This is a genomic window from Kitasatospora sp. NPDC058243, assembly GCF_042882025.1.
GTDB lineage: Bacteria > Actinomycetota > Actinomycetes > Streptomycetales > Streptomycetaceae > Kitasatospora.
The window spans coordinates 1-23,110 of sequence record NZ_JBHVWW010000075.1 but is presented as its reverse complement, the minus strand read 5'-3'; the positions used below and the strand labels follow the sequence as shown (position 1 = coordinate 23,110).

The window sequence follows — 23,110 nt, the reverse complement described above, 5'->3', positions numbered from 1 at the left end:
GGGCGAACAGGCCCGCAACAACACCGCGTTGCCCAAGGCGATGACGCTGATCGAGGCGCTGCCGTGGCTGGAGCGCTTCCACGGCAAGACCGTCGTGATCAAGTTCGGCGGCAACGCCATGGTGGACGAGAGCCTCAAGTCGGCCTTCGCCCAGGACGTCGTCTTCCTGCGCTACGCCGGCCTGCACCCCGTCGTGGTGCACGGCGGCGGCCCGCAGATCAGCGCCCAGCTGGAGCGGCTCGGCCTGGAGTCCAGCTTCACCAACGGCCTGCGGGTCACCACCCCCGAGACCATGGACGTGGTCCGGATGGTGCTGGCCGGCCAGGTGCAGCGCGAACTGGTCGGCCTGCTCAACGAGCACGGCCCGTTCGCCGTCGGCATGACCGGCGAGGACGCGCACACCATGACGGCGGTCAAGCGGTACGCGGTGGTGGACGGCGAGCAGGTCGACATCGGCCTGGTCGGCGACATCGTCAACATCGAGGCCGGCGCGGTGAAGGCGCTGATCGCCGACGGCCGGATCCCGGTCATCTCCTCGATCGCGCGCGGCGCCGACGGCCACGTCTACAACATCAACGCCGACACCGCCGCGGCCGCCCTGGCGGTCTCGCTGGGCGCCGAGATGCTGGTGGTCCTGACCGACGTCGAGGGCCTCTACGCGGACTGGCCGAACTCCGACGACGTGATCAGCCAACTCGCCGCGAGCGAGCTGGAGGAGCTGCTGCCGAGCCTGGCCAGCGGCATGCTCCCCAAGATGGAGGGCTGCCTGCGCGCCGTCCGCTCCGGGGTGGGCACCGCCCGCGTCCTGGACGGCCGGGTGCAGCACAGCCTGCTGCTGGAGATCTTCACCGACGAGGGCATCGGCACGATGGTCGTGCCGGACGACGAACAGACCGTGACCGGGGGACTGGCATGACCGCGAACGAGCAACTGACCGGCCGGTGGCAGCATGCCTTCACCGACAACTACGGCACCCCGCGGATCGCGCTGGTGCGCGGTGCGGGCGCCAAGCTCTGGGACGCCGACGGCAAGGAGTACACCGACCTGCTCGGCGGCATCGCCGTCAACGCCCTCGGCACCGCCCACCCGGCGGTCGTCGAGGCGGTCAGTCGGCAGATCGCCACCCTGGGCCACGTCTCCAACCTCTTCATGGCCGAGCCGACCATCGCCCTCGCCGAGCGGCTGCTGCGGCTGGACGGCCGGGACGGCGGCCGGGTGTTCTTCTGCAACTCCGGCGCCGAGGCCAACGAGGCCGCGTTCAAGATCAGCCGCCGGACCGGCCGCACCCACCTGGTCGCCCTCCAGGGCGCCTTCCACGGTCGGACGATGGGCGCCCTCGCGCTCACCGGCCAGCCGGCCAAGCAGGAGCCGTTCCGCCCGCTGCCCGGCGACGTCACGCACGTCCCGTTCGGCGACGTCGAGGCGCTGCGCGCGGCCGTCACCACCGAGACCGCGGCGGTCTTCCTGGAGCCGATCCAGGGCGAGAACGGCGCCATCCCGCTGCCCGAGGGCTACCTGAGGGCGGCCCGCGAGATCACCCGGGCGACGGGCACCCTGCTGATCCTGGACGAGATCCAGACCGGCGTCGGCCGCACCGGGTACTGGTACGCCCACCAGGCCGTCGAGGGCGTCGAGCCGGACGTCGTCACCCTCGCCAAGGCGCTCGGCGGCGGGCTGCCGATGGGCGCGGTGCTGGCCTTCGGCGAGGCCGCCGAACTGCTCACCCCGGGCCAGCACGGCACCACCTTCGGCGGGAACCCGGTGGCCGCGGCGGCCGGGCTCGCGGTCCTGGACACCATCGAGTCCGAGGGCCTGCTGGAGCACGTCCGCAAGCTCGGCGAGCGGCTGCGCCAGGGCGTCGAGGCGATCGGCGACCCGCTGGTCTCGCACGTGCGCGGCGCCGGACTGCTGCTCGGCATCGTGCTCACCGAGCCGGTGTCGGTGCGGGTGCAGGCCGCCGCGCAGGAGGCGGGCTTCCTGGTCAACGCGGCCGTCCCGGACGCCGTCCGGCTGGCCCCGCCGCTGGTGCTGACCGAGCAGGAGGCGGACGCCTTCCTCGCCGCTCTGCCGGGCGTCCTGCGGGCGGTGCGCGAGGGCGCCCCGGCCGATGCGAGCTGACCGTTGTCCGGGAGAATAACCACATGACCGTTTCCCACTCCGGCCCGTCCGCCGCAGGCCCGTCGCCGCAGGTGCCGCAGACCCGCACCGCGCGGCACCGGCGGATCGTGGACCTGCTCACCCGCCAGCCCGTGCGCTCGCAGAGCCAGCTCGCCAAGCTGCTCGCCGACGACGGACTCGTGGTCACCCAGGCGACCCTCTCCCGGGACCTGGACGAGCTGGGCGCGGTCAAGATCCGCAACCGGGACGGCGCGCTGATCTACGCCGTCCCGGCGGAGGGCGGCGACCGCACGCCGCGCGCGCCCATGGGCGAGTCGGCCAGCGAGGGCCGGATGGCCCGGCTGGCCGGCGAGCTGATGGTCTCCGCGACGGCCTCCGGCAACCTGGTGGTGCTGCGCACCCCTCCGGGGGCCGCGCAGTTCCTCGCCTCGGCGATCGACCAGGCGGAGGTGTTCGAGATCATCGGCACCATCGCCGGTGACGACACCGTCCTGCTGATCAGCCGGGACCCGGCGGGCGGCCAGGCGCTCGCCGACCACCTCATGCAACTCGCCCAGGCGAAGGCGCAGTAGCGCGCCACGACGCGAGACCCCGACGCGTCACGACGCACAACGACGCGCCACGACACGAAACCCCGACCGGTGGAGAACTTCCCCGGCCGGGGTTTTGTGTTTCATACGGAGTAGTGCATACTTATGCCTGTCGCCGTAAACCTGTACGGAAACCCTGTACGTAGAGCTGTAAGGAGAAAGCCGTGGCCGAGCGCGTCGTACTCGCCTACTCGGGCGGACTGGACACCTCCGTCTGCATCGGCTGGATCGCCGAGGAGACGGGCGCCGAGGTCATCGCCGTCGCCGTCGACGTCGGCCAGGGCGGCGAGGACCTGGAGGCGATCCGCCGGCGCGCGCTGGACTGCGGCGCCGTCGAGGCCGAGGTCGCGGACGCCCGCGACGAGTTCGCCGACGAGTACTGCCTCCCGGCGATCAAGGCCAACGCGCTCTACCAGGGCCAGTACCCGCTGGTCTCCGCGCTGTCCCGGCCGGTCATCGTCAAGCACCTGGCCGCCGCTGCCCGCAAGCACGGCGCCACCACCGTCGCGCACGGCTGCACCGGCAAGGGCAACGACCAGGTCCGGTTCGAGGTCGGCATCAACTCCCTGGCCCCCGGCCTGAAGTGCATCGCCCCGGTGCGCGACTACGCGATGACCCGGGACAAGGCGATCGCCTTCGCCGAGGCCAAGGGCCTGCCGATCGCCACCACCAAGAAGTCCCCGTACTCGATCGACCAGAACGTCTTCGGCCGGGCCGTCGAGACCGGCTTCCTGGAGGACATCTGGAACGCCCCGATCGAGGACGTCTACGACTACACCCAGGACCCGGCCGCCCCGCGCGAGGCCGACGAGGTGGTCATCACCTTCGACGCCGGCGTCCCGGTGGCGATCGACGGCCGCAAGGTGACCGTCCTCCAGGCCATCGAGGAGCTGAACGAGCGGGCCGGCGCCCAGGGCATCGGCCGGCTGGACATGGTCGAGGACCGGCTGGTCGGCATCAAGTCCCGGGAGATCTACGAGGCCCCCGGCGCGATCGCCCTGATCACCGCCCACCAGGCCCTGGAGAACGTCACCGTCGAGCGCGAACTCGCCCGCTACAAGCGGCAGGTGGAGCAGCGCTGGGCCGAACTCGTCTACGACGGCCTCTGGTTCTCCCCGCTCAAGCGCGCGCTGGACGGCTTCGTGAACGAGGCCAACCAGCACGTCACCGGCGAGATCCGGATGGTCCTGCACGGCGGCCGGGCCGTGGTCAACGGCCGCAAGTCCGACCAGTCGCTGTACGACTTCAACCTCGCCACCTACGACACCGGTGACACCTTCGACCAGTCGATGTCCAAGGGCTTCATCGAGATCTTCGGGATGTCCTCGAAGCTCGCCGCCCGCCGCGACCTCGCCTGATCCCCTCCCGTCCCCACCCCCCTTCCCCGTCAGGAGCCCACGCGATGTCCGCCGACCAGCACGCCGACCAGACCGCCGACGTCCGCCTCTGGGGCGCGCGCTTCGCCGACGGCCCGTCCGAGGCGCTGGCCAGGCTCTCCGCCTCGGTCCACTTCGACTGGCGCCTCGCGCCGTACGACATCGCCGGCTCCAAGGCCCACGCCCGGGTCCTGCACAAGGCCGGCCTGCTCTCCGACGACGAGCTCGCCGCGATGCTGGCCGGCCTCGACCAGCTGCTCGCCGACGTCCAGGCGGGCACCTTCACCGGGACCGTCGCCGACGAGGACGTGCACACCGCCCTGGAGCGAGGCCTGCTGGAGCGCCTCGGCGCCGACCTCGGCGGCAAGCTGCGGGCCGGGCGCTCGCGCAACGACCAGATCGCCACCCTGTTCCGGATGTACCTGCGGGACCACGCGAAGACCATCGGCGCCCTGGTGCTCGACCTCCAGCACGCCCTGGTCGGCCTCGCCGAGGCGCACCCGGACACCGCGATGCCGGGCCGCACCCACCTCCAGCACGCCCAGCCCGTCCTCTTCGCCCACCACGTCCTCGCGCACGTGCAGGCCCTCGGCCGGGACGCCGAGCGGCTGCGCCAGTGGGACGTCCGCACCGCCGTCTCCCCGTACGGCTCCGGGGCGCTGGCCGGCTCCTCGCTCGGCCTCGACCCGCAGGCCGTCGCCGCCGACCTCGGCTTCGAGGGCGGCTCGGTCGGCAACTCCATCGACGGCACGGCCTCGCGCGACTTCGTCGCCGAGTTCGCGTTCGTGACCGCGATGATCGGCATCAACCTCTCCCGGATCGCGGAGGAGGTGATCATCTGGAACACCAAGGAGTTCGGCTTCATCACGCTGCACGACGCCTTCTCCACCGGTTCCTCGATCATGCCGCAGAAGAAGAACCCGGACATCGCCGAGCTCGCCCGGGGCAAGTCCGGCCGGCTGATCGGCAACCTGACCGGCCTGCTGGCCACCCTCAAGGCCCTGCCGCTCGCCTACAACCGGGACCTCCAGGAGGACAAGGAGCCGGTGTTCGACTCCTGCGACACGCTGGAGGTGCTGCTGCCCGCGTTCACCGGGATGATGGCCACCCTCACCGTGCACCGGGAGCGGCTGGAGGAGCTGGCCCCGGCCGGCTTCTCGCTCGCCACCGACATCGCCGAGTGGCTGGTCAGGCAGGGCGTGCCGTTCCGGGTCGCGCACGAGGTGGCCGGCGCCTGCGTCAAGGTCTGCGAGGCCGAGGGCATCGAGCTGTCCGACCTGACGGACGAGCAGTTCGCGGCGATCTCGGTGCACCTGACGCCCGAGGTCCGGTCGGTGCTCAGCGTGCACGGCGCCATCGCCTCGCGCAACGGGCGCGGCGGCACCGCGCCGTCGGCGGTGGCGGTCCAGCTCGCCGAGGTGAAGGCGGACCTGGCGCGGCAGCAGGAGTGGATCCAGGGCTGACCGCCGGTCTGCGGGGGAGGGGGGGGGGGGGGGGGGGGCCCCCCCCCCCCCCCCCCCCCCCCCTCCGGCGTCCGCACCCCCGGTCGGGCGTAACCCGGCCCGCCCCGGCCCGTCATGCACGGTGTGTGCACTACCCTCCCGCCCGTCCCCTCCGCCGAGGACGTCTTCCTCGCCGAACGCCGCCGCCGCGTGGTCCGCGAGACCGTGGCCGGCCTGCCGGGCCGCTGCCCCGAGCTGGTCGCCGCCCTCGCCGAGGATCCGCCGCCGACCTACCGGGAGCTCTCCGAACGCCTCGGCATGCCGCGCGGCTCGATCGGGCCGACCCGCTCCCGCTGCCTCGCCTGCCTGCGGATCCTCCTCCATGCCGAGCGGTACCCGTGAGCCGCTGGTGACGCTCCGCATGCGGATCACCCCGGAGGCGACTCCGCCCGGGTGACGTTCCGCACGCCCGGCCGCCGCCACCGGCCGCCGCCACCGACCTCCGCCCCCCGGGTGACCCTCGCCACGTCGAACCGTCGCCGCCCCCGGCCACGCCCCGCGCGCGGCGCCCACCAGCCGCCCCACCACCCGCCCCGCCCCCGCGTGACCCTCGCCACGTCGAACGCCCGGAAGGTTGAGAGCAGCTGACACGCGGGTAGAGCGCTGGCGAACGTAGCTCTTGACGGTGCCGCGATCGCTCGGATACTGAGCGTGAGCGCGTCGCCGTCGACCCGGGCACTTCCGGGCCGCGCGGCTGGTACGTTCGTGCGCCACCCCCGGTCAGGGCAGATCCCCGGCCGGGACATCTCCGGCAGGGCATCCGGTGCGTCACCCTCACGTTTGCGCGCCGGGCACGACGATGGGGAGGCCCCAGCACATGGGCATGAGCGTGATCATCTCGGCGGCGGACGCCGAGGACGCGGAGCAGATCCTCAAGCTCCAGTACCTCGGCTACCAGCCCGAGGCGGAGCTGTACGGCGACTGGGCGATCGAGCCCCTGACGCAGAGCCTGGAGAGCCTGCGCGCCGAACTGTCCGGGCAGTACGTCCTGGTCGCCCGGCTGGGCGACGAGGTGGTCGGCACCGTCCGTGGTCACGTCGACGCCGAGGGCGTCGGCCGGATAGGGCGCCTGGTCGTCCACCCGAGGATGCAGCGGCACGGCCTGGGCGGCCGGCTGCTGGACGCGCTGGAGCGCCGCCTCGCCGAGGACGGCCGTCCGGTGACCTCCTACCGCCTGTTCACCGGCCACCGCAGCCTCGGCAACCTGCGGCTGTACACCCGCCTGGGCTACCGGCAGTCCGCGGTCGAGCCGGTCACCGACCGGCTCAGCCTGGTGCACCTGGAGAAGCCCGCCGTGGTGTCGCTCGCCGCGACCGCCTGAGCCCTCCGCCCGTTCCGGCCCGCACGGCGCCGCCACCATCCGGACACTCCGGTGGCGGCGCCGAGCCGTATCGTCGCTGGTGGCGGCGTCGGGTGTCCGCATTGCGGACATCACATCCAAGTAATTGGGTCCAAATCGACCCATCTGATTTACTGGCTCACATGACTGCGACGACGAAATGGACCCCCACCGGCACCCTGCCGGCAGGTGAGCGCGCCATGTGCCGTCGAATGTGTCACCGCTGAGGGCCACCGCCCCCGGCACCCGGTTGAGGGTGCCCCCACCTCGCGCCCCGAAGCGAGACCCGGCGTCGTTCCCGTCCGTGCGAGCGCGCCCAGCCTGCCACACCCCTTCTCCCCGCCTGCCCACCCATGGGCGGGTGGTCGTCCACGACGACTCGTGCCCGTGACTCGCGCCCGATGACTCGTAAGGGCCACGCCGTCGCGCGGCCCGGCCGCGCAGCGGCCACGATCAAGAGGTGGCAGGTCCGGATCCCCCTGGCGAAGCGCCGTGCACGTCGCCGACCGCACCCCGGTCGGGCGGCCGCCCGCCGCCCGCCCCCGACCCACGGAAGCAGCTGTGATCACCACCACGGACCTCACGAAGGTCTACCGCTCCCGAGGCCGCGAGGTGAGCGCCCTCGCCGGCGTCGACCTGCACGTCCGCCCTGGCGAGGTCTACGGAGTCGTCGGCACCAGCGGCGCCGGCAAGTCCACCCTCATCCGCTGCGTGAACATGCTGGAGCGTCCGACCTCCGGCACCGTCACGGTCGACGGGGTCGAGCTGACCGCGCTGTCCGGCGGCGAGAACCGGGCCGGCCGGGAACTGCGGGAGGCGCGGCGCCGGATCGGCATGGTCTTCCAGCACTTCAACCTGCTCTCCTCGCGGACCGTCCAGCAGAACGTCGAGCTCCCGCTGGAGATCATCGGACTGGACCGCACCCAGCGCCGCCGCAAGGCCGCCGAACTGCTCGACCTGGTCGGCCTCGGCGACAAGGCCCGCAGCTACCCCAACCAGCTCTCCGGCGGCCAGAAGCAGCGCGTCGGCATCGCCCGGGCCCTGGCCGGCGACCCCAAGGTGCTGCTCTCCGACGAGGCCACCTCGGCGCTCGACCCGGAGACCACCCGTTCGATCCTCAAGCTGCTGCGCGACCTCAACCAGCAGCTCGGCCTCACCGTCCTGCTGATCACCCACGAGATGGACGTCATCAAGTCCGTCTGCGACTCCGCGGCCCTGATGCGCGGCGGCCGGGTGGTCGAGTCCGGCAGGCTGACCGACCTGCTGGCCGAGCCCGGCTCCGAGCTGGCCCGCGAGCTGTTCCCGCTCAGCGAGTTCGGCACCGGCCACCCCGGCTCGACCGTGCTGGAGATCACCTTCCAGGGCGACTCCTCGGCCCAGCCCTTCGTCTCCCAGTTGGCCCGCACCTACCAGATCGACATCAACATCCTCGGCGCCGCGGTGGAGACCATCGCCGGCCGGATGGTCGGCCGGATGCGGGTCGAGCTCTCCGGCGGCCACCAGGACAACGTGGTGCCGATCGGCTACCTGCGAGAGCAGGGCCTGCAGGTGGACGTACTGGGCGCGGCGGACGGAGCGGTGGCATGACCTGGGACCAGATGTGGGCCCTGATGGGGCCCGCCACGCAGGAGACCTTCCAGATGGTCGGCGTCTCCACGGCCGTCACCGTGCTGCTCGGCCTGCCGCTGGGCATCCTGCTGGTGCTGACCGACAAGGGCGGGCTGCTGGCGAACCGGGCCGTCAACAAGTCGATCGCCTTCGTGGTGAACATCGCCCGCTCGGTGCCGTTCATCATCCTGATGATCGCGCTGATCTCCTTCACCCGCTGGCTGGTCGGCACCTCCATCGGCTGGCAGGCGGCGACCGTGCCGCTCACCATCGGCGCCATCCCGTTCTTCGCCCGCCTGGTCGAGACCTCCGTCCGCGAGGTCGACCGCGGCCTGGTCGAGGCCGTCCAGGCGATGGGCGGCAGCACCTGGACGATCGTCCGCAAGACGCTGCTCCCGGAGGCGCTGCCCGGCATCGCCGCCTCGGTGACCACCACGATCATCACGCTGATCAGCTACTCCGCGATGGCCGGCACGGTCGGCGGCGGCGGCCTCGGCACGCTCGCCGTCAACTACGGCTACCAGCGCTTCGAGACCGCCTTCATGTGGGTCATCGTGGCCGAGCTGGTGATCCTCGTCACCGCCGTCCAGCTGATCGGCGACTTCGCCGTCCGGCGCCTCGCCAACCGCGGCGGCACCGGCGGCCGGACCCGCCTGCTGGGCCGCGCGCCGGCCGCCCCCGACGAGGACCTCGTCGCCCCCTAGACCTCCCGGGTCCGACACCGGACCACGGCTCCCCGTATCACGCAGAAAGGCACTTTTCGTGCGCAACGCCCTGAAGTTCACCAGCATCCTCGCCACCGCCGGCATCGCCCTCTCGCTGGCCGCGTGCGGCAGCTCCGGGTCCTCCTCCTCGGACCCGAACGCGCCGCTCAAGGTCATCGCCAGCCCCACCCCGCACGGGCAGATCCTCAAGTACGTCAAGGACAACCTCGCGGCCAAGGCGGGCCTCAAGCTCGACATCAAGGAGGTCACCGACTACGTGACCCCCAACACGGCGGTGCAGGACGGTTCGGCCGACGCGAACTACTTCCAGCACGTCCCGTACCTGGAGGACTTCAACAAGAAGCACGGCACCGACATCGTCTCGGTCGAGCCCGTGCACCTGGAGCCGCTCGGCGTCTACTCCAAGAAGGTCAAGTCGATCGCCGACCTGCCGGACGGCGCCACCGTCGGCCTGCCCAACGACGCCACCAACGAGGGCCGCGCGCTCAAGCTGCTCGCCGACAACAAGCTCATCACGCTGAAGGACGGCGTCACCACCGCCGCCACCCCGGCCGACGTGACGGGCAACCCGAAGAACCTCAAGTGGAAGGAGCTGGAGGCCGCCCAGCTGCCCCGCTCCATCGCCGACCTCGACGCCGCCGTCATCAACGGCAACTACGCGCTCGACTCCGGCCTGAAGCCCGCCACCGACGCGCTGGTGCTGGAGAAGGCCGAGGGCAACCCGTACGCCAACATCCTCGCCGTGAAGAAGGGCAAGGAGAACGACCCGCGCGTGAAGAAGCTGGCCGAGCTGCTGCACTCCGACGAGGTCAAGAAGTACATCGACGACACCTTCCAGGGCTCGGTCATCCCGGCCTTCTGAGCCGCGGTCCGATTCACGCCCTGACCCCGACCGGGCCCCCGCCGCACCTCGGCGGGGGCCCGGTCGGGCAGGATGCACCCGGGGCGCCCTGGTCGGCGGCGTTCTGACGTACCGTCGTGCGGGCGGCGCACCGCGTGACACCCGGGGCACGGCGGGGGCGTACGGTGTTGTGTTCACGACCCGGCGAGGAGAGACGGCATGGCAGCGAGCTTCCCCGAGACCGCCATCAGCACCGAACGGCTTCTGCTGCGGCCCCTTGCGGAGGACGACGCGCCCGGCCTGGCCGCGATGATGGCGGACGAACTCGTCCTGGCCTGGACCGATCTGCCGCACCCCTTCACCGAGGCGTACGCGACCGAACTCGCCCGCACCCTCGCCCCCGCCCACCGGGCCGCCGGCCGCGGCATCGTCTTCGCCGTCACCGAGCACCTCACCCAGCGCCTGGTCGGCCTGATCGAACTGCGCAACACCGACTGGCGCCTGCGCAGCACCGAGATCTCCTACGTCACCGCCTCCTGGGCCCGCGGCGAGGGCTACGCGCCCGAGGCCGTCCTCGGCGTCAGCCAGTGGCTGTTCGAGGACCGCGACTTCCTGCGCCTGGAGCTGCGCACCGCCGCCGGGAACACCGCGGCCCAGCAGGTCGCCCAGAAGATCGGCGGCATCAGCGAGGGCGTGCTGCGCAGCGCCTGGATAGTCCGGGGCGAGTCCGGCGGGTCCGGCGAGGTCGTCGTGGAGAGCCGCAGCGACCTCATCCTGTGGAGCCTGCTCCCGGAGGACCTGGACGCGCCCGAGCCCGAGCCGCAGCGGGGCGGCTGGCACGGCGACCAGCGCTACGTGCTGCGCGACTGAGCCGCCCCGATCGCGCGAGTCGCCTGTACCGTCCGAGCCGTTCGTGCCGCTCACCCGCCGGCGGCTCGTCACGGACATGTGTGCGAGATGTCGGCGCCGAGGGGATCACACCCGGTAGCCTCTGCACCGGCGCCGCACACCGGCGCGGTTTGTCGGCGCACCGAGTCGCACACCGGGTGACACCACAGGGACACCCCGGGTCGCAGGCCGGTCCGCGCACCGAGTCGAGGGAGAACGGCCGCAGATGGCTGACCGGATCACGGTCATCGGGTGGGACGGCACGCCGCTGACCGAGGCCGCCGGCGCGGCCCTCGCCGCAGCGACCCTGGTGGCCGGCGCCCCCTACCAACTGAACGCCCTCCCGGTGCCGGACGCCGCCGAGCGGATCACCCTCGGCAACGTCCGGCAGGCCGCCCGGCGGATCGCCGAGCACCGCGGCGCCGCCGTCGTGGTCGCCGAGGGCGACCCGGGCTTCTTCGGCGTCGTGCGCGCGCTGCGCCGCCCCGAGTACGGCCTCGAACTGGAGGTCCTGCCCGCCGTCTCCTCGGTCGCCGCCGCCTTCGCCCGGGCCGGCATGCCCTGGGAGGACGCCCAGGTGGTCAGCGCCCACGGCGGACGGCTGCGCCGCGCGGCCAACATCTGCCGGGCCCACCCCAAGGTCGCGGTGCTGACCGCGCCCGGCGCGGGGCCGAGCGAACTGGCCCTCATGCTGCGCGGGGTGCACCGGACCTTCGTGGTCTGCGAGGCCCTCGGCACCCCGGACGAGGACGTCACCGTCCTCACGTCCGACCGGATCGCCGACCACGTGTGGCGCGACCCCAACGTGGTGCTGGTGATCGGCGGCCACGGCGGTCCCCAGGCCGGCGGGGTCGACACGGAGGCCGGCTGGCTGGCAGGGCGCCCGGTCGGCTTCCCCGGCGCGGACCGCGGCTGGGCGCTCCCCGGTGACGCCTACGCGGGCGCCGGGCGCGCGGGGGACGAGCCCGGCGCATCGGAGGCGCTCCCCGCGCACGTGCGCGCCCTGGTGCTGGCCCGTCTGGGTGCTCGTCCGGGGGACCTGGTCTGGTCGGTCGGCGCGGGCAGCGGCGCCCTCGCGGTGGAGGCGGCCCGCTTCGGCGCCGCCGTGGTCGCGGTCGAGGCGTCCCGCTCGGCCTGCGCCGGGTTGGCGGTGAACGCGCGCCGGTACGGCGTCGAGGTGGAGACCGTGCACGGGCAGGGCCCCGAGGTGCTGGGCGGCCTGCCCGAGCCGGACGTGGCGGTGGTGGAGTCCGGCGGCCTCGACGTGGTGCGCGCGGTGCTGGCCCGCCGTCCTGAGCGGTTCGTCGCGGTGCCCCGGACCCTCGCGGAGGGGGAGCAGATCCACCGGGCGATCACCGAGGCCGGCTACCGGGCGGACGGTGTGCTGCTGCAGTCCACTCCGCTGTCGGCCGCCGGTGGCGCCGGTGGCGGGCTGGTTCTGGGGGCGGGTGGAACCGGCGTGCTGCTGCTCTGGGGTGAGCAGATCGCGTGAAGGACCGGGGTGCGTCCTGTGGATTCGGCCTGATCCGCCGGGCGCATTCTGCTCCCGCGCTGTGCTGCTGAGGGGTCGTGGTGGGGCCGGGCGGTGATCCAGGTCGCATCCGGACACCGATTCGAGAGGTGACCGTGCTGGGCCGGTAGTGTGGCGTCCTGGGCGGCTGCGGCGGTCGGCGACCCACCCGATTCAGTCGGTTTGTCGCCTTTTTGACGTGGTGCAATCCGGTTTTGCTCGGAGTGTGGGCAATTCGACGGGCCGCGTGCCGGACCTGGAGAATGCCGTAGGGTCCGGTGCGGTCGTGCCGGTTGCTCCGGGTTGTCGTTGTTTCAGATGGTGCGCCGCCCGGTGTGGGCGGTGCGCAGGCCGGGGTGCCGCAGTGCGCCGGAAAGACTTGGGCCGCAGCGCCTCGGCGCGGCGGCCGCGTGTGGTTGAGGGACGGGCCGGTGCAGGCCCGGCCCGTGCGGATGGGCGCTGCGGTCGGTGATCGTGTCGCCAAGGGCGCGGCAGCGGCCTGGAAGGAGCGTTTGACAATGACCGATGGCGGCCACGTCCCGGGCGAGGGACTGCCGGAGCACCTGAACGCCGGGCCGGACACGCTCGGTGGACCGGAGGGCGTCGCGGGCGTTGCACCCCTCCAGGGCGTCGCGACGGACGGCGGTGTGATCCCGAACCCGACGGCGCCGGGCCACGGCCCGGCCGGTGGTGCGATGCCCCCCGGCGCGGGTGTCATCCCGCCGCAGGGCCAGCCGCTGGGCGCGTCCGGCTTCGCCGTACCGGCCCCCGGCCTGTCGGCTTCCGGCGCACCGGCTCCCGGTGTGCCCGGTGAGGGCTGGGGAATCGACCCGGGCGCCCCGCGTCCGGCCTTCCACTTCCTCGACCAGGACGACGAGGACGACGTCCTGCTGATGCCCGGTCCGCAGGGCTCCTGGGGCGAGCCGCTGGCGCCCCTCCCGACCGAGCAGACGCCGCTCGCCCCGCAGCAGGACGGCACGCCGGTCGAGCCTTCGTGGCCGCCGCTGGAGCCGCCGGCGCTCGGCGCCGAGCAGGCGCAGCAGCCGTTCCACGCCGCCCCGGCGCACCCGCAGGCCACGGAGGCGATGACGGCCGCTCAGCCGCCGCGCCGCCCGCTGCACGCAGGCCCGCCGATCCCGGACCCGTCGCTGATGACCGGCCAGGTCCCGGTGCGCTCGCTCGCCGACCGCGGCCCGTCGCAGGGCGGCACGCCCGCGCACGGCATCCCGGTGGTCGGCCGGCCGCCGATGGCGGAGGCCGTCGCCCCGGCGCCGGCCGCCGCGCCGCAGGCCGTTCCGGCAGCGCCCGCGCCTTCGGTGGCGCCGGCGGTTCCCGCGGCGGAGACCCAGGAGTTCCAGCAGGTGCCGCTGGCCTCGTACCCGGTCGAGGCTCAGCTGGCCGTCGAGACGGTCGGGGCGATCGAGGTGATCGAGGTCGTCGAACTGCCGGAGGCCGTCGTCGTCGCCGAGGCCGTGGTGGACGCGGCGCCGGCCGCCGTGGCCGAGGCCGTGGTGGACGCGGCGCCGGCCGCCGTGGCCGAGCCGGTCCCGGCGGAGTCCGGCCAGCCGGTCGTCGACCCGAGCGGCACGCCGGTCGCCGGGGCCGTGGTGACGGCGCCCGCCGAGGCTCCGGTCGAGATCGTCGCCGAGCCCGTCGCCGAGGTTGGCGTCGAGGCCGCCGCGCAGGCCGCGCCCGCGGAGCAGACCGAGGCCCCCGCCCCGGCCGGCCCGCCGCGGCGCATCTCCGCATTCCTCGCCGCGCCCACCGGTCTGCCTCCGGTCGCGGCGGCCGCGCAGGCCCCGGTGGCCGAGGAGGTCGCCCCGCAGCAGCCCGCTCCCATAGCGGCCGAGGAGCCGGCCGAGGAGCCGGTCCAGGCCGCCCCGCCCGTCGAGGCCGCTGGAGCGGTCGAGACCGCCGAGGCCGTGGCGCCCGCGCCGGAGGCGGTCGTCGAGCCCGTCGTCGAAACGGTCGTCGAGGCGGTCGCCGAGACCGCCGCCGGTACGGGCGAGATGCCCTCCGGCCAGGCCGTCGTCGAGCCCGTCGAGGTCGCTGCCGAGTCCGCCGCCGAGGCGGCTTCCGAGCCCGCCGAGGGCGAGCAGCCGCAGGAGGCCGCGCCGGTCGTGGACCAGGCCGTCGAGGCCCCGGTCGAGCCGGTCGTCGAGCCCGTCGTCGAGCCTGAGACCGAGGCCGCCGCAGCGGAGACCGCGCCGCAGCAGGTCGCGGACGCCACCCCGGTCACCGAGGCTGCCGACGCCACCGAGCCCGTTGCCGCAACCGCGGAGACCATCGAGACCGCCGCCGAGCCGGTCGCCGAGACCGCCCCGGCCACCCCGGAGGACCAGGCCCAGCCCGTCACCGAGCCGGCCGCAGAGTCCGCCGAACAGGCCCTTACCGCCGAGGCCCCCACCGTCGAGCCCGTGGCCGCCGAGTCCGTCGCCGAGGAGGCCGCCGCACCGGAGGCCCCCGCCGCCGACCAGGCCGCTGACGCGTCCGTGGCAGCCGAGGCCCCCGCCGCCGAGCCGCAGCCGGCCGAGCCTGCCGAGCAGGCCGTCGAGCCGCAGACGGAGGCATCGACGGAGGAACCGGCGGAGCCGCCGACGGAGGACCTGGCGGAGCAGCCCGCCGAGGAGCAGGCCGAGGAGCCGGCCGAGCCCCGCGGCCCGGCCGCGCCCGGCTTCGGCGAGGCCGAACGCGAGGCCGTCCACCAGGTGATCCGCGAGCGCCGCGACATCCGCAACGGCTTCCGCCCGGACCCGATCCCGCACGAGGTGCTGATCCGCGTTCTGGAGGCTGCCCACACCGCGCCCAGCGTCGGCTACTCCCAGCCCTGGGACTTCGTGGTGATCCGCTCGGCCAAGACCCGCCGGCGGATGCACGCCCTGGCCGAGCGCCAGCGCGAGGTGTACGCGGACTCGCTGCCCAAGGGCCGGGCCAAGCAGTTCAAGGAAATCAAGATCGAGGCCATCCTCGAGACGCCGGTCAACATCGTGGTGACCGCCGACCGCACCCGCGGCGGCCGGCACACGCTGGGCCGGCACACCCAGCCCCAGATGGCCCCGTACTCGGCCGCCCTGGCGGTCGAGAACCTCTGGCTGGCCGCCCGCGCCGAGGGCCTGGGCGTCGGCTGGGTGAGCTTCTTCGACGACGAGGAGCTGGTCCGCGAGCTCGGCCTGCCCGAGCACCTGGAGGTCGTCGCCTACCTGTGCGTCGGCTTCGTCGACTCCTTCCCGGACGAGCCCGAGCTGGAGCAGCAGGGCTGGGCCAAGAAGCGCCCGCTGTCCTGGGTGGTCCACGAGGAGCAGTACGGCAACCGCGCGCTGCCCGGCGAGGAGCCGCAGAGCCTGCTCGCCGAGACCCTGCGCGGCATCCGCCCGCTGGACGCCAAGGCGCTCGGCGAGGCCTGGGACCGGCAGAAGCGGATGACGAAGCCGGCCGGCTCGCTCGGCATGCTGGAGATCATCTCCGCCCAGCTGTGCGGCCTGTCCCGCAAGTGCCCGCCGCCGATCCCGGAGCCCGCCTGCGTGGCGATCTTCGCGGGTGACCACGGCGTGCACGCGCAGGGCGTCAGCCCGTGGCCGCAGGAGGTGACCGCCCAGATGGTCGGCAACTTCCTGGCCGGGGGAGCGGTGATCAACTCCTTCGCCAAGCAGATCGGCACCGAGGTCTGCGTGGTCGACGTCGGTGTCGCCGCCGAACTGCCGGAGGCCATCCAGCAGGGCCGCACCACCGGCCTGCTGCCGCGCAAGGTCAAGCCCGGCACCGCCGACATGACCCAGGGCCCGGCGATGACCCGCGAGGAGGCCCTCAAGGCCATCGAGGTCGGCATCGAGACCGCCCGCGACCTCGTCGCGGCGGGCAACAAGGCGCTGGTCACCGGCGACATGGGGATCGCCAACACCACCGCCTCGGCCGCCCTGATCTCGGTGTTCACCGGCCTCGACCCGGCCGAGGTCACCGGCCGCGGCACCGGCATCGACGACGAGACGCACGCCCGCAAGATCGAGGTCATCCGGGCCGCACTGGCCCTGCACCGGCCCGACCCGGCCGACCCGATCGGCGTCCTCGCCGCCGTCGGCGGCCTGGAGCACGCGGCCCTGGCCGGCTTCCTGCTGGGCGCGGCCTCGCTGCGCACCCCGGTGGTCCTGGACGGCGTCATCGCGGGTTCGGCCGCGCTGGCGGCCAAGGCGATCGCCCCCGAGGTGCTGGCGGCCTGCATCGCCGGCCACCGCTCCGCCGAGCCCGGCCACCAGGCCGCGCTGGCGAAGCTGGGCCTGCGTCCGCTGATCGACCTGGACCTGCGGCTCGGCGAGGGCACCGGTGCCCTGCTGGCCCTGCCGCTGGTGCAGAGCGCGGCCCGGGCGATGCACGATGTAGCCACCTTCGACTCCGCCGGGGTCACCGAGAAGGGCTGACGTCCTCCGTCACCACTCCGCGGACCGGCCCGAGGGCGCGCCGGTCCGCGGAGCGGCGTCACGCCGCACCCGCACCCCGGACCCTCACCCCCGATCAGGAGCACCGCCGATGACCGCGCCCACCCCGCACCCCAGCACCGAAGGCCGTACCCCGTACCCGGTCGGCCTGCTGCTCGCCGGCCGCCGCGTGGTCGTGGTCGGCGGCGGCCAGGTCGCGCAGCGCCGGCTCCCCGCGCTGATCGCCACCGGTGCGGAGCTGCACCTGATATCGCCGGCCACCACCCCGGCCGTGCAGGCGATGGCCGACGCGGGCGAGCTCACCTGGCACGCCCGCCCGTACCGGGACGGCGACCTGGCCGGCGCCTGGTACGCCCTGGTCGCCACCGACGACCCGGCGGTCAACGGTGCCGTCAGCGCCGAGGCCGAGCGCGAGCGGGTGTTCTGCGCCCGCAGCGACGACGCCGCCGCCGCCACTGCCTGGACCCCGGCCAGCGGCCGCGACGCGGGTGCCACCGTCGCGGTCCTCACCGGTGACCCGCGCCACTCCGCCGCTCTGCGCGACGCCATCGTGGACGGCCTGCGGGACGGCTCGCTGGCCGTCCGCCAGTTCCGCGCGCACGGCGTCGGCGGCGCCTCGGGCCAGCCGGGCCAGGGGAGTGTCGCCCTGGTCGGCGGCGGCCCGGGCGACCCGGATCTGATCACCGTGCGCGGCCGCCGCCTGCTGGCCGACGCCGACGTGGTGGTCGCCGACCGCCTCGCCCCGCGCGAGCTGCTCGCCGAACTGCCCGAGCACGTCGAGGTGATCGACGCTTCCAAGATCCCCTACGGCCGGTTCATGGCCCAGGAGGCGATCAACCGGACGCTGATCGAGCACGCCAGGGCCGGCAAGTTCGTGGTCCGGCTCAAGGGCGGCGACCCGTACGTCTTCGGGCGCGGCGGCGAGGAGCTGCTCGCCTGCGCCGAGGCCGGACTGCCGGTCACTGTCGTCCCGGGCATCTCCAGCTCGATCAGCGTCCCGGCGGCGGCCGGCGTCCCGGTCACCCACCGGGGCATGACGCACGAGTTCACCGTGATCTCCGGTCACGTCGGCCCGGACGACGAGCGCTCGCTCACCAACTGGGAGGCCGCCGCGAAGATGCGCGGCACCCTGGTGCTGCTGATGGCCGTGGACAAGATCGGCGCGATCGCCGCGAAGCTCGTCGAGCACGGCCGCCCGGGCGACACCCCGGTCGCGATCGTCCAGGAGGGCACCACCGCCGCCCAGCGCCGGGTGGACGCCACCCTGGCCACCGTCGCCGCGACCGTCGAGGCCGAGCGGATCAAGCCGCCGGCCGTGATCGTCGTCGGCGACGTGGTCAACGTCCTGGCGGCCGCCTTCGAGCGCTGAGCGCCCGGAGTGGGAAGTCGGGCCCGTCGACTTCCCACTCCGACTTCCCCCTCTGGTCGGCCACTCGGCCACTCCGACCGGCTACTCCAGCGGCTGCTCCGTCCAGATCACCTTCCCCGTCGCCGTGTAGCGCGTCCCCCAGCGGTCCGCGAACTGCGCGACCAGGAACAGCCCGCGCCCGCCCTCGTCGGTGGTCGCCGCGTACCGCAGGTGCGGCGAGGTGCTGCTGCCGTCCGACACCTCGCAGATCAGCGCCCGGTCCCGCAGCAGCCGCACCCGGATCGGCCCGGTGCCGTACCGGATGGCGTTGGTCACCAGCTCGCTCAGGATCAGCTCGGTGACGAACGCCGCCTCGTCCAGCCCCCAGGCCGCCAGCCGCTCCGCGACCTCGGCCCGGACGGCGCCCACCGCCGCCGGTTCGGGCGGCACCTCCCATTCCGCGACCTGGTCCGGCGCCAGCACCCTGGTCCGTGCCACCAGCAGCGCGATGTCGTCCAGCGGACGCTCCGGCAGCATCGCCCCGAGCACGTCCGCGCAGGTCTGCTCCGGTGTGCGCGGCGGCCCGGTCAGCGCCGCCCGCAGCAGTTCGAGCCCCTCACCGATGTCGCGCTCGCGGTCCTCCACCAGCCCGTCGGTGTACAGCACCAGACGGCTGCCCTCCGCGAGGTCCAGCTCGACGTTCTCGAACGGCAGCACCGCCAGCCCCAGCGGCGGCCCGGTCGCCAGCTCCGGGAACACCACCCGCCCGTCCGGGCCCACCACGGCGGGCGGCGGATGCCCGGCGCTGGCCAGCGTGCACCGCCGTGCCACCGGGTCGTAGATCGCGTACAGGCAGGTCGCCCCGGTCAGGGCCGCGCCCTCGCCGCTCCCGGCCTCGTCCTGGTCGATCCGGTTCACCAGGTCGTCCAGGTGCCCCAGCAGCTCGTCCGGCGGCAGGTCCAGTGTCGAGAAGTTATGGATCGCCGTCCGCAGCCGGCCCATCGTCGCCGCCGCGTGCAGGCCGTGCCCCACCACGTCCCCGACGACCAGGGCCACCCGCGCGCCCGGCAGTGGGATCACGTCGAACCAGTCGCCGCCCACCCCGGCCTGGGCCGGCAGGTAGCGGTGCGCGACGTCCAGCGCGCTCTGCGGCGGCAGGTTGCGCGGCAGCAGGCTGTGCTGGAGCGTCACCGCCATCGCGTGCTCCCGGGTGTAGCGGCGCGCGTTGTCGATGCACACCGCCGCGTGCGCCACCAGCTCCTCGGCCAGCACCAGGTCGTCCGCCTCGAACGCCTCCGAGCGGTCCGCCCGCCAGAACCGGGCCACCCCCAGCAGCACCCCGCGCGCCCGCAGCGGCACCCGCACCATCGAGTGCACCCCGTACGCCAGCACCCGGGCCGACCGCTCCGGATCCTGCTCCCGCCACCTCGGGGCCTGGGCCAGCCAGGGCTCCAGCCCCGACTCCCCGCTGTGCAGCGCCCCGGCCAGCGGGGTGGCCGGCACCACGTCCAGCACCGTGTCCACCGGGTAGAACGGGGCGTCGTCCCGGATCCCGGCGAGCGCCACGCGGCGCATCCGCCCCAGCGAGGTGCCCGGCGGCGGCTCCTCGCCCGTCAGCACCTGGTCCGCCAGGTCCACCGTGACGAAGTCCGCGAACCGGGGCACCGCGACCTGCGCCAGCTCCTCCGCCGTCCGCGTCACGTCCAGCGAGCTGCCCACCGTCACCCCGGCGTCGTACAGCAGCCGCAGCCGCCGCTGCGCGCCCTCGGCCCGGCCGGACAGCGCCAGCAGCTCGGTGGAGTCACGCAGCGTGGCGACGCAGCCCGGCGGGCCGCCCACCTGGTCGGTGAGCCGGACGTTCACCGCCAGCAGCCGCTCCCCGGCCAGCACCACCTCGTCCGTCACCGGGCGCTGGGCGGTCAGCAGCTCCTCGGGCGCGGGTTCCAGGCCCAGCTCGGTCACCGGCCGGCCCTCGGCGTCCGGCGGCAGGTCCAGCAGCCGCCGCGCCTCGTCGTTGCAGAGCAGCAGCCGACCGTCCGCGCCGACGATCATGACGCCCTCGCGCACCGCGTGCAGCACGGCCGCGTGGTGCTCGTACATCCGGGTCATCTCCGCCGGGCCCAGCCCGTGGGTCTGGCGCCGCAGCCGCCGGCTGATCAGCGCCGTGCCGAGGGTGGCCAGCCCGACCGCGCCCGCGGCGGCGCCCAGCACCACCGGCAGCTGCCGCTCGCTCGCGCTGCTGACGCTGCGCACCGTGACGCCCGCCGAGACCAGCCCGGCCACCGAGCCGTCCGGCGCGTACACCGGGACCACCGCCTGGACCAGCGGGCCGAGCGAGTCGGTGACGCGCTCGGTCACCACCTGCCCGTGCACCGCGGGCAGGTAGGTGCCGACGAACTTGTGGCCGATCAGGGCCGGGTCGGGGTGGGTGTAGCGGACGCCGTCGTCGTTCAGCACGACGATGAAGCCGACGCCCGACGACATCCGCGCGGCCTCCGCCTTGGGCTGCAGGACCGCGGTCGGGTCGGGGGAGCGCAGCGCGTCGACGATGCCCGGCGAGTTGGCGAAGGTCTGCGCGACCGCCACCGACCGGTTGCGGGCCTCGTGGTCGGCGTCGGTGCGCGACTGCACCACCAGCGCCACCGCGGCCGCCGCCACCAGCAGCAGGACGACGAGGACCTGCAGCGCGAACACCTGCCCGGCCACCGACCGGTGCCGTACGGGCCACGGCCGCTTCGCGCGTGGCAGCTGTAGCCGACCGTTTGGGCGCCCACCGGAGGAGCCGGCGGAACCAGTAGCACCAGAGGCCGACGGAGCCCAGGATCGGCCCGGAAAACGGGCCATACGGCCATGTTTGCACCATGGCTGGCACAGGGCCAAGGCCAGCCCGCCCCGCGGCTTGGGCCGTTTGGCCTTCCCCGCCCCGCCTTGGCAAGATCGCAGGGTGTCCGAACCCAGCACCATCACCGACCCCGCCGACCCCCGCCTCGGCGACTACACCGGCCTCACCGACGTCGAACTGCGCCGTCGGCGCGAACCCGCCGAAGGCCTGTTCATCGCGGAGGGGGAGAAGGTCATCCGCCGCGCCCTCGCCGCCGGCTACCGGATGCGGTCGATGCTGCTGACCTCCAAGTGGCTGGAGGTGATGGCCGACGTCATCGCCGAGGCGGACGCCCCCGTCCACGTCGTCGAGCCGGGGCTCGCCGAAGCCGTCACCGGCTACCACGTCCACCGCGGCGCGCTCGCCTCGATGGAACGCAAGCCGCTGCCGCAGGCCGCGGAGCTGCTCGCCGGGGCCCGCCGGGTCGCCGTCCTGGAAGGCCTGGTCGACCACACCAACCTCGGCGCGATCTTCCGCAGCGCCGCCGCCCTCGGCATGGACGCCGTCCTGCTCTCGCCCGACTGCGCCGACCCGCTGTACCGGCGCGCCGTGAAGGTCTCCATGGGCGCCGTCTTCGCGGTGCCCTACGCCCGGCTCGACCCCTGGCCGGCCGCCCTGGAGACCGTCCGCACCGCAGGGTTCACCCTGCTGGCCCTGACCCCCGCCGACGGCGCCGTCGACCTCGCCGGCCTCGCCCCGCACCGCCTCCCCAAGGCGGCCCTGATGCTCGGGGCCGAAGGCGACGGCCTGACCGGACCCGCCCTCGCCGCCGCCGACCACGCCGTCCGCATCCCGATGGCCCACGGCATCGACTCCCTCAACGTCGGCGCCGCCGCCGCCGTCTCCTTCTACGCCGTCACCGCCCCCACCGCCTGACGGGGACGTCGGCCTCCCCTCTCACGCCGGAGGAGCCCCCACGTAGAAAGCGGGAAGCAGGAAGTCGGCCAGGCCGACTTCCTGTGCCGCGCCCTCCCGTGCTCAGCCCGCCGCAGCGGTGGGCGGAGCCGGGGCGGCGGCCGGGGGCTGGGTGGCGGGGCCGGAGGCGCCGGGCCAGGACTCGTCCAGGGTGCCGTCGGTACGGACGGTGTAGCGGGTGGAGGTGGTCGCGCCGGTCGCGGCGACCCGCTCCTCGCGGACGACCGTCCCGCCGTCGAGCCGCCAGGTGGCCGTCGCCTGCGGGTCGGCCGCCGAGGTGCGGGAGGTGGCGGCGACCGGGGTGTCCCCGATGAAGGAGAAGAGCTGGACGAGGTCGACCGGCACCGAGCCCTCGGCCCGCCGAAGGACGACGACCGCAGCCGGGGCGCCCTTGTACCGGGCGGGCAGCACGGAGCTGAGCACGACCTGCGGGCCGGCCCCGACCGACCGGCCGTCCCGGAGCGCGATGCCGGGCCCGCCGGTCCCGTCGGGGTAGCTGCGGTTGGGCCAGTCCACCACCGGCCCCGATCCGTACGGGGGCGCCAACGGGCTGTCGCCCGTGCCGCCGTGTGCGGCCGCAGCCGCGGCGGGCGGGGTGGCCGGAGGCTGGGCGGCGGGGGGTTGGGTGCCGGGGGCTGCGGCGGCGGCCCCGTCCACCGAGGTCCCCGGCACGGCCTGCGCGCCGCCCGCGGCGGGCGCACTGGCGCTGGACCCGCCGGACGGCCGCTGGCCCTGCTTGCTGCGGTTCTCGCACCCCTGGGCGGCCGCGATGGCCAGTGCGACGCCGAGCGTCACGGTGACGAAGACCACGAGCCGTTGCCGCAACAGCCGCTGCCGCGCGTTGCCGGGCCGCCCGCCGGGGGCGGGGGTGTGCTGGCGGTCCCGGGGGTGCCCGCGGTCGCGGGTGCCGGGCCGGCCGGGGGGCGGGGTGTGCGGCCGCTCCCGCAGCGGGCGGGTCACCGGTGTGGCCTCGGGCCGGGGGAGCGGGGCGGTGGCCGCCTGCGAGCGCCGGGCCGCGGCTGCGGCGGCGGCCCGGGAC

Annotated in this window: 16 protein-coding genes and 1 pseudogene; 15 read left to right on the top strand and 2 right to left on the bottom strand. The window is 74.4% G+C overall.

What is annotated here, in order from left to right; all coding sequences use genetic code 11:
• Nucleotides 1-40: 40 nt before the first annotated feature.
• From argB to cobA, 14 genes are all read left to right on the top strand, one after another.
• A complete protein-coding gene (gene argB, locus ACFVX9_RS33895; protein WP_063350977.1) occupies nucleotides 41-916 on the top strand; it encodes an acetylglutamate kinase in 876 nt (291 codons plus the stop codon).
• Nucleotides 913-2,118 carry an acetylornithine transaminase gene (locus ACFVX9_RS33890; protein ID WP_380562509.1) on the top strand — a complete coding sequence of 402 codons (1,206 nt, stop codon included), beginning with the start codon at nucleotides 913-915 and terminating at the stop codon, nucleotides 2,116-2,118. Before argB ends, ACFVX9_RS33890 begins: the two co-directional genes overlap by 4 nt.
• Before the next feature lie 23 nt (nucleotides 2,119-2,141).
• Nucleotides 2,142-2,690, top strand: a complete 549-nt coding sequence (locus ACFVX9_RS33885; protein WP_063346843.1) for an arginine repressor — start codon at nucleotides 2,142-2,144, stop codon at nucleotides 2,688-2,690.
• 182 nt (nucleotides 2,691-2,872) lie between these two features.
• The gene (locus ACFVX9_RS33880; RefSeq protein ID WP_380486467.1) at nucleotides 2,873-4,066 is read left to right on the top strand and encodes an argininosuccinate synthase; all 1,194 of its coding nucleotides are present in this window, start codon (nucleotides 2,873-2,875) and stop codon (nucleotides 4,064-4,066) included.
• Between the two features lie 44 nt (nucleotides 4,067-4,110).
• Nucleotides 4,111-5,547: an argininosuccinate lyase gene (gene argH, locus ACFVX9_RS33875; protein ID WP_363372855.1), complete on the top strand. Its 1,437-nt coding sequence runs from the start codon at nucleotides 4,111-4,113 to the stop codon at nucleotides 5,545-5,547.
• A 123-nt stretch (nucleotides 5,548-5,670) separates the two neighbouring features.
• Nucleotides 5,671-5,928 carry a hypothetical protein gene (locus ACFVX9_RS33870; RefSeq protein WP_159398377.1) on the top strand — a complete coding sequence of 86 codons (258 nt, stop codon included), beginning with the start codon at nucleotides 5,671-5,673 and terminating at the stop codon, nucleotides 5,926-5,928.
• Between the two features lie 475 nt (nucleotides 5,929-6,403).
• Nucleotides 6,404-6,907 (top strand): GNAT family N-acetyltransferase, encoded by a 504-nt coding sequence (locus tag ACFVX9_RS33865; protein ID WP_063346839.1) that lies wholly within the window; start codon nucleotides 6,404-6,406, stop codon nucleotides 6,905-6,907.
• Nucleotides 6,908-7,486: 579 nt separating this feature from the next.
• Complete coding sequence (locus ACFVX9_RS33860) at nucleotides 7,487-8,512, top strand: methionine ABC transporter ATP-binding protein (RefSeq protein ID WP_063346838.1); 1,026 nt, start codon at nucleotides 7,487-7,489, stop codon at nucleotides 8,510-8,512.
• Nucleotides 8,509-9,237, top strand: coding sequence for a methionine ABC transporter permease (locus ACFVX9_RS33855; protein WP_380425061.1), 729 nt, complete (start codon nucleotides 8,509-8,511; stop codon nucleotides 9,235-9,237). The genes ACFVX9_RS33860 and ACFVX9_RS33855 overlap by 4 nt, the downstream gene beginning before the upstream one ends.
• 58 nt (nucleotides 9,238-9,295) lie before the next feature.
• A complete protein-coding gene (locus tag ACFVX9_RS33850) occupies nucleotides 9,296-10,120 on the top strand; it encodes a MetQ/NlpA family ABC transporter substrate-binding protein (RefSeq protein ID WP_063346836.1) in 825 nt (274 codons plus the stop codon).
• 198 nt (nucleotides 10,121-10,318) lie between these two features.
• Nucleotides 10,319-10,969: a GNAT family N-acetyltransferase gene (locus ACFVX9_RS33845; protein ID WP_387985469.1), complete on the top strand. Its 651-nt coding sequence runs from the start codon at nucleotides 10,319-10,321 to the stop codon at nucleotides 10,967-10,969.
• Between the two features lie 244 nt (nucleotides 10,970-11,213).
• Entirely contained in the window at nucleotides 11,214-12,479 is a 1,266-nt protein-coding gene (gene cbiE / locus ACFVX9_RS33840) for a precorrin-6y C5,15-methyltransferase (decarboxylating) subunit CbiE (protein WP_387985466.1), read from the top strand.
• Between the two features lie 536 nt (nucleotides 12,480-13,015).
• Nucleotides 13,016-16,909, top strand: coding sequence for a nicotinate-nucleotide--dimethylbenzimidazole phosphoribosyltransferase (gene cobT / locus ACFVX9_RS33835; RefSeq protein WP_387985463.1), 3,894 nt, complete (start codon nucleotides 13,016-13,018; stop codon nucleotides 16,907-16,909).
• Nucleotides 16,910-17,018: 109 nt separating this feature from the next.
• Nucleotides 17,019-18,296 (top strand): uroporphyrinogen-III C-methyltransferase, encoded by a 1,278-nt coding sequence (cobA, locus tag ACFVX9_RS33830; RefSeq protein ID WP_380486476.1) that lies wholly within the window; start codon nucleotides 17,019-17,021, stop codon nucleotides 18,294-18,296.
• 81 nt (nucleotides 18,297-18,377) lie between these two features.
• Here cobA and ACFVX9_RS33825 read toward each other — a convergent pair whose 3' ends face one another.
• A complete protein-coding gene (locus ACFVX9_RS33825; RefSeq protein WP_380486478.1) occupies nucleotides 18,378-20,981 on the bottom strand; it encodes a SpoIIE family protein phosphatase in 2,604 nt (867 codons plus the stop codon).
• 238 nt (nucleotides 20,982-21,219) lie between these two features.
• Here ACFVX9_RS33825 and ACFVX9_RS33820 point away from each other — a divergent pair, with 238 nt between their 5' ends.
• Nucleotides 21,220-22,032: a TrmH family RNA methyltransferase gene (locus ACFVX9_RS33820; protein WP_380486480.1), complete on the top strand. Its 813-nt coding sequence runs from the start codon at nucleotides 21,220-21,222 to the stop codon at nucleotides 22,030-22,032.
• 102 nt (nucleotides 22,033-22,134) lie between these two features.
• Here ACFVX9_RS33820 and ACFVX9_RS33815 read toward each other — a convergent pair.
• Nucleotides 22,135-23,110, bottom strand: a pseudogene (locus ACFVX9_RS33815) (hypothetical protein); the annotation flags it as partial.

Coding starts and splice junctions, on each gene's coding strand:
- argB (WP_063350977.1), top strand. CDS start 41: ATGACGCTGATCGAGGCGCTGCCGTGGCTGGAGCGCTTCCACGGCAAG.
- ACFVX9_RS33890 (WP_380562509.1), top strand. CDS start 913: ATGACCGCGAACGAGCAACTGACCGGCCGGTGGCAGCATGCCTTCACC.
- ACFVX9_RS33885 (WP_063346843.1), top strand. CDS start 2,142: ATGACCGTTTCCCACTCCGGCCCGTCCGCCGCAGGCCCGTCGCCGCAG.
- argH (WP_363372855.1), top strand. CDS start 4,111: ATGTCCGCCGACCAGCACGCCGACCAGACCGCCGACGTCCGCCTCTGG.
- ACFVX9_RS33865 (WP_063346839.1), top strand. CDS start 6,404: ATGGGCATGAGCGTGATCATCTCGGCGGCGGACGCCGAGGACGCGGAG.
- ACFVX9_RS33855 (WP_380425061.1), top strand. CDS start 8,509: ATGACCTGGGACCAGATGTGGGCCCTGATGGGGCCCGCCACGCAGGAG.
- ACFVX9_RS33845 (WP_387985469.1), top strand. CDS start 10,319: ATGGCAGCGAGCTTCCCCGAGACCGCCATCAGCACCGAACGGCTTCTG.
- cbiE (WP_387985466.1), top strand. CDS start 11,214: ATGGCTGACCGGATCACGGTCATCGGGTGGGACGGCACGCCGCTGACC.
- cobT (WP_387985463.1), top strand. CDS start 13,016: ATGACCGATGGCGGCCACGTCCCGGGCGAGGGACTGCCGGAGCACCTG.
- cobA (WP_380486476.1), top strand. CDS start 17,019: ATGACCGCGCCCACCCCGCACCCCAGCACCGAAGGCCGTACCCCGTAC.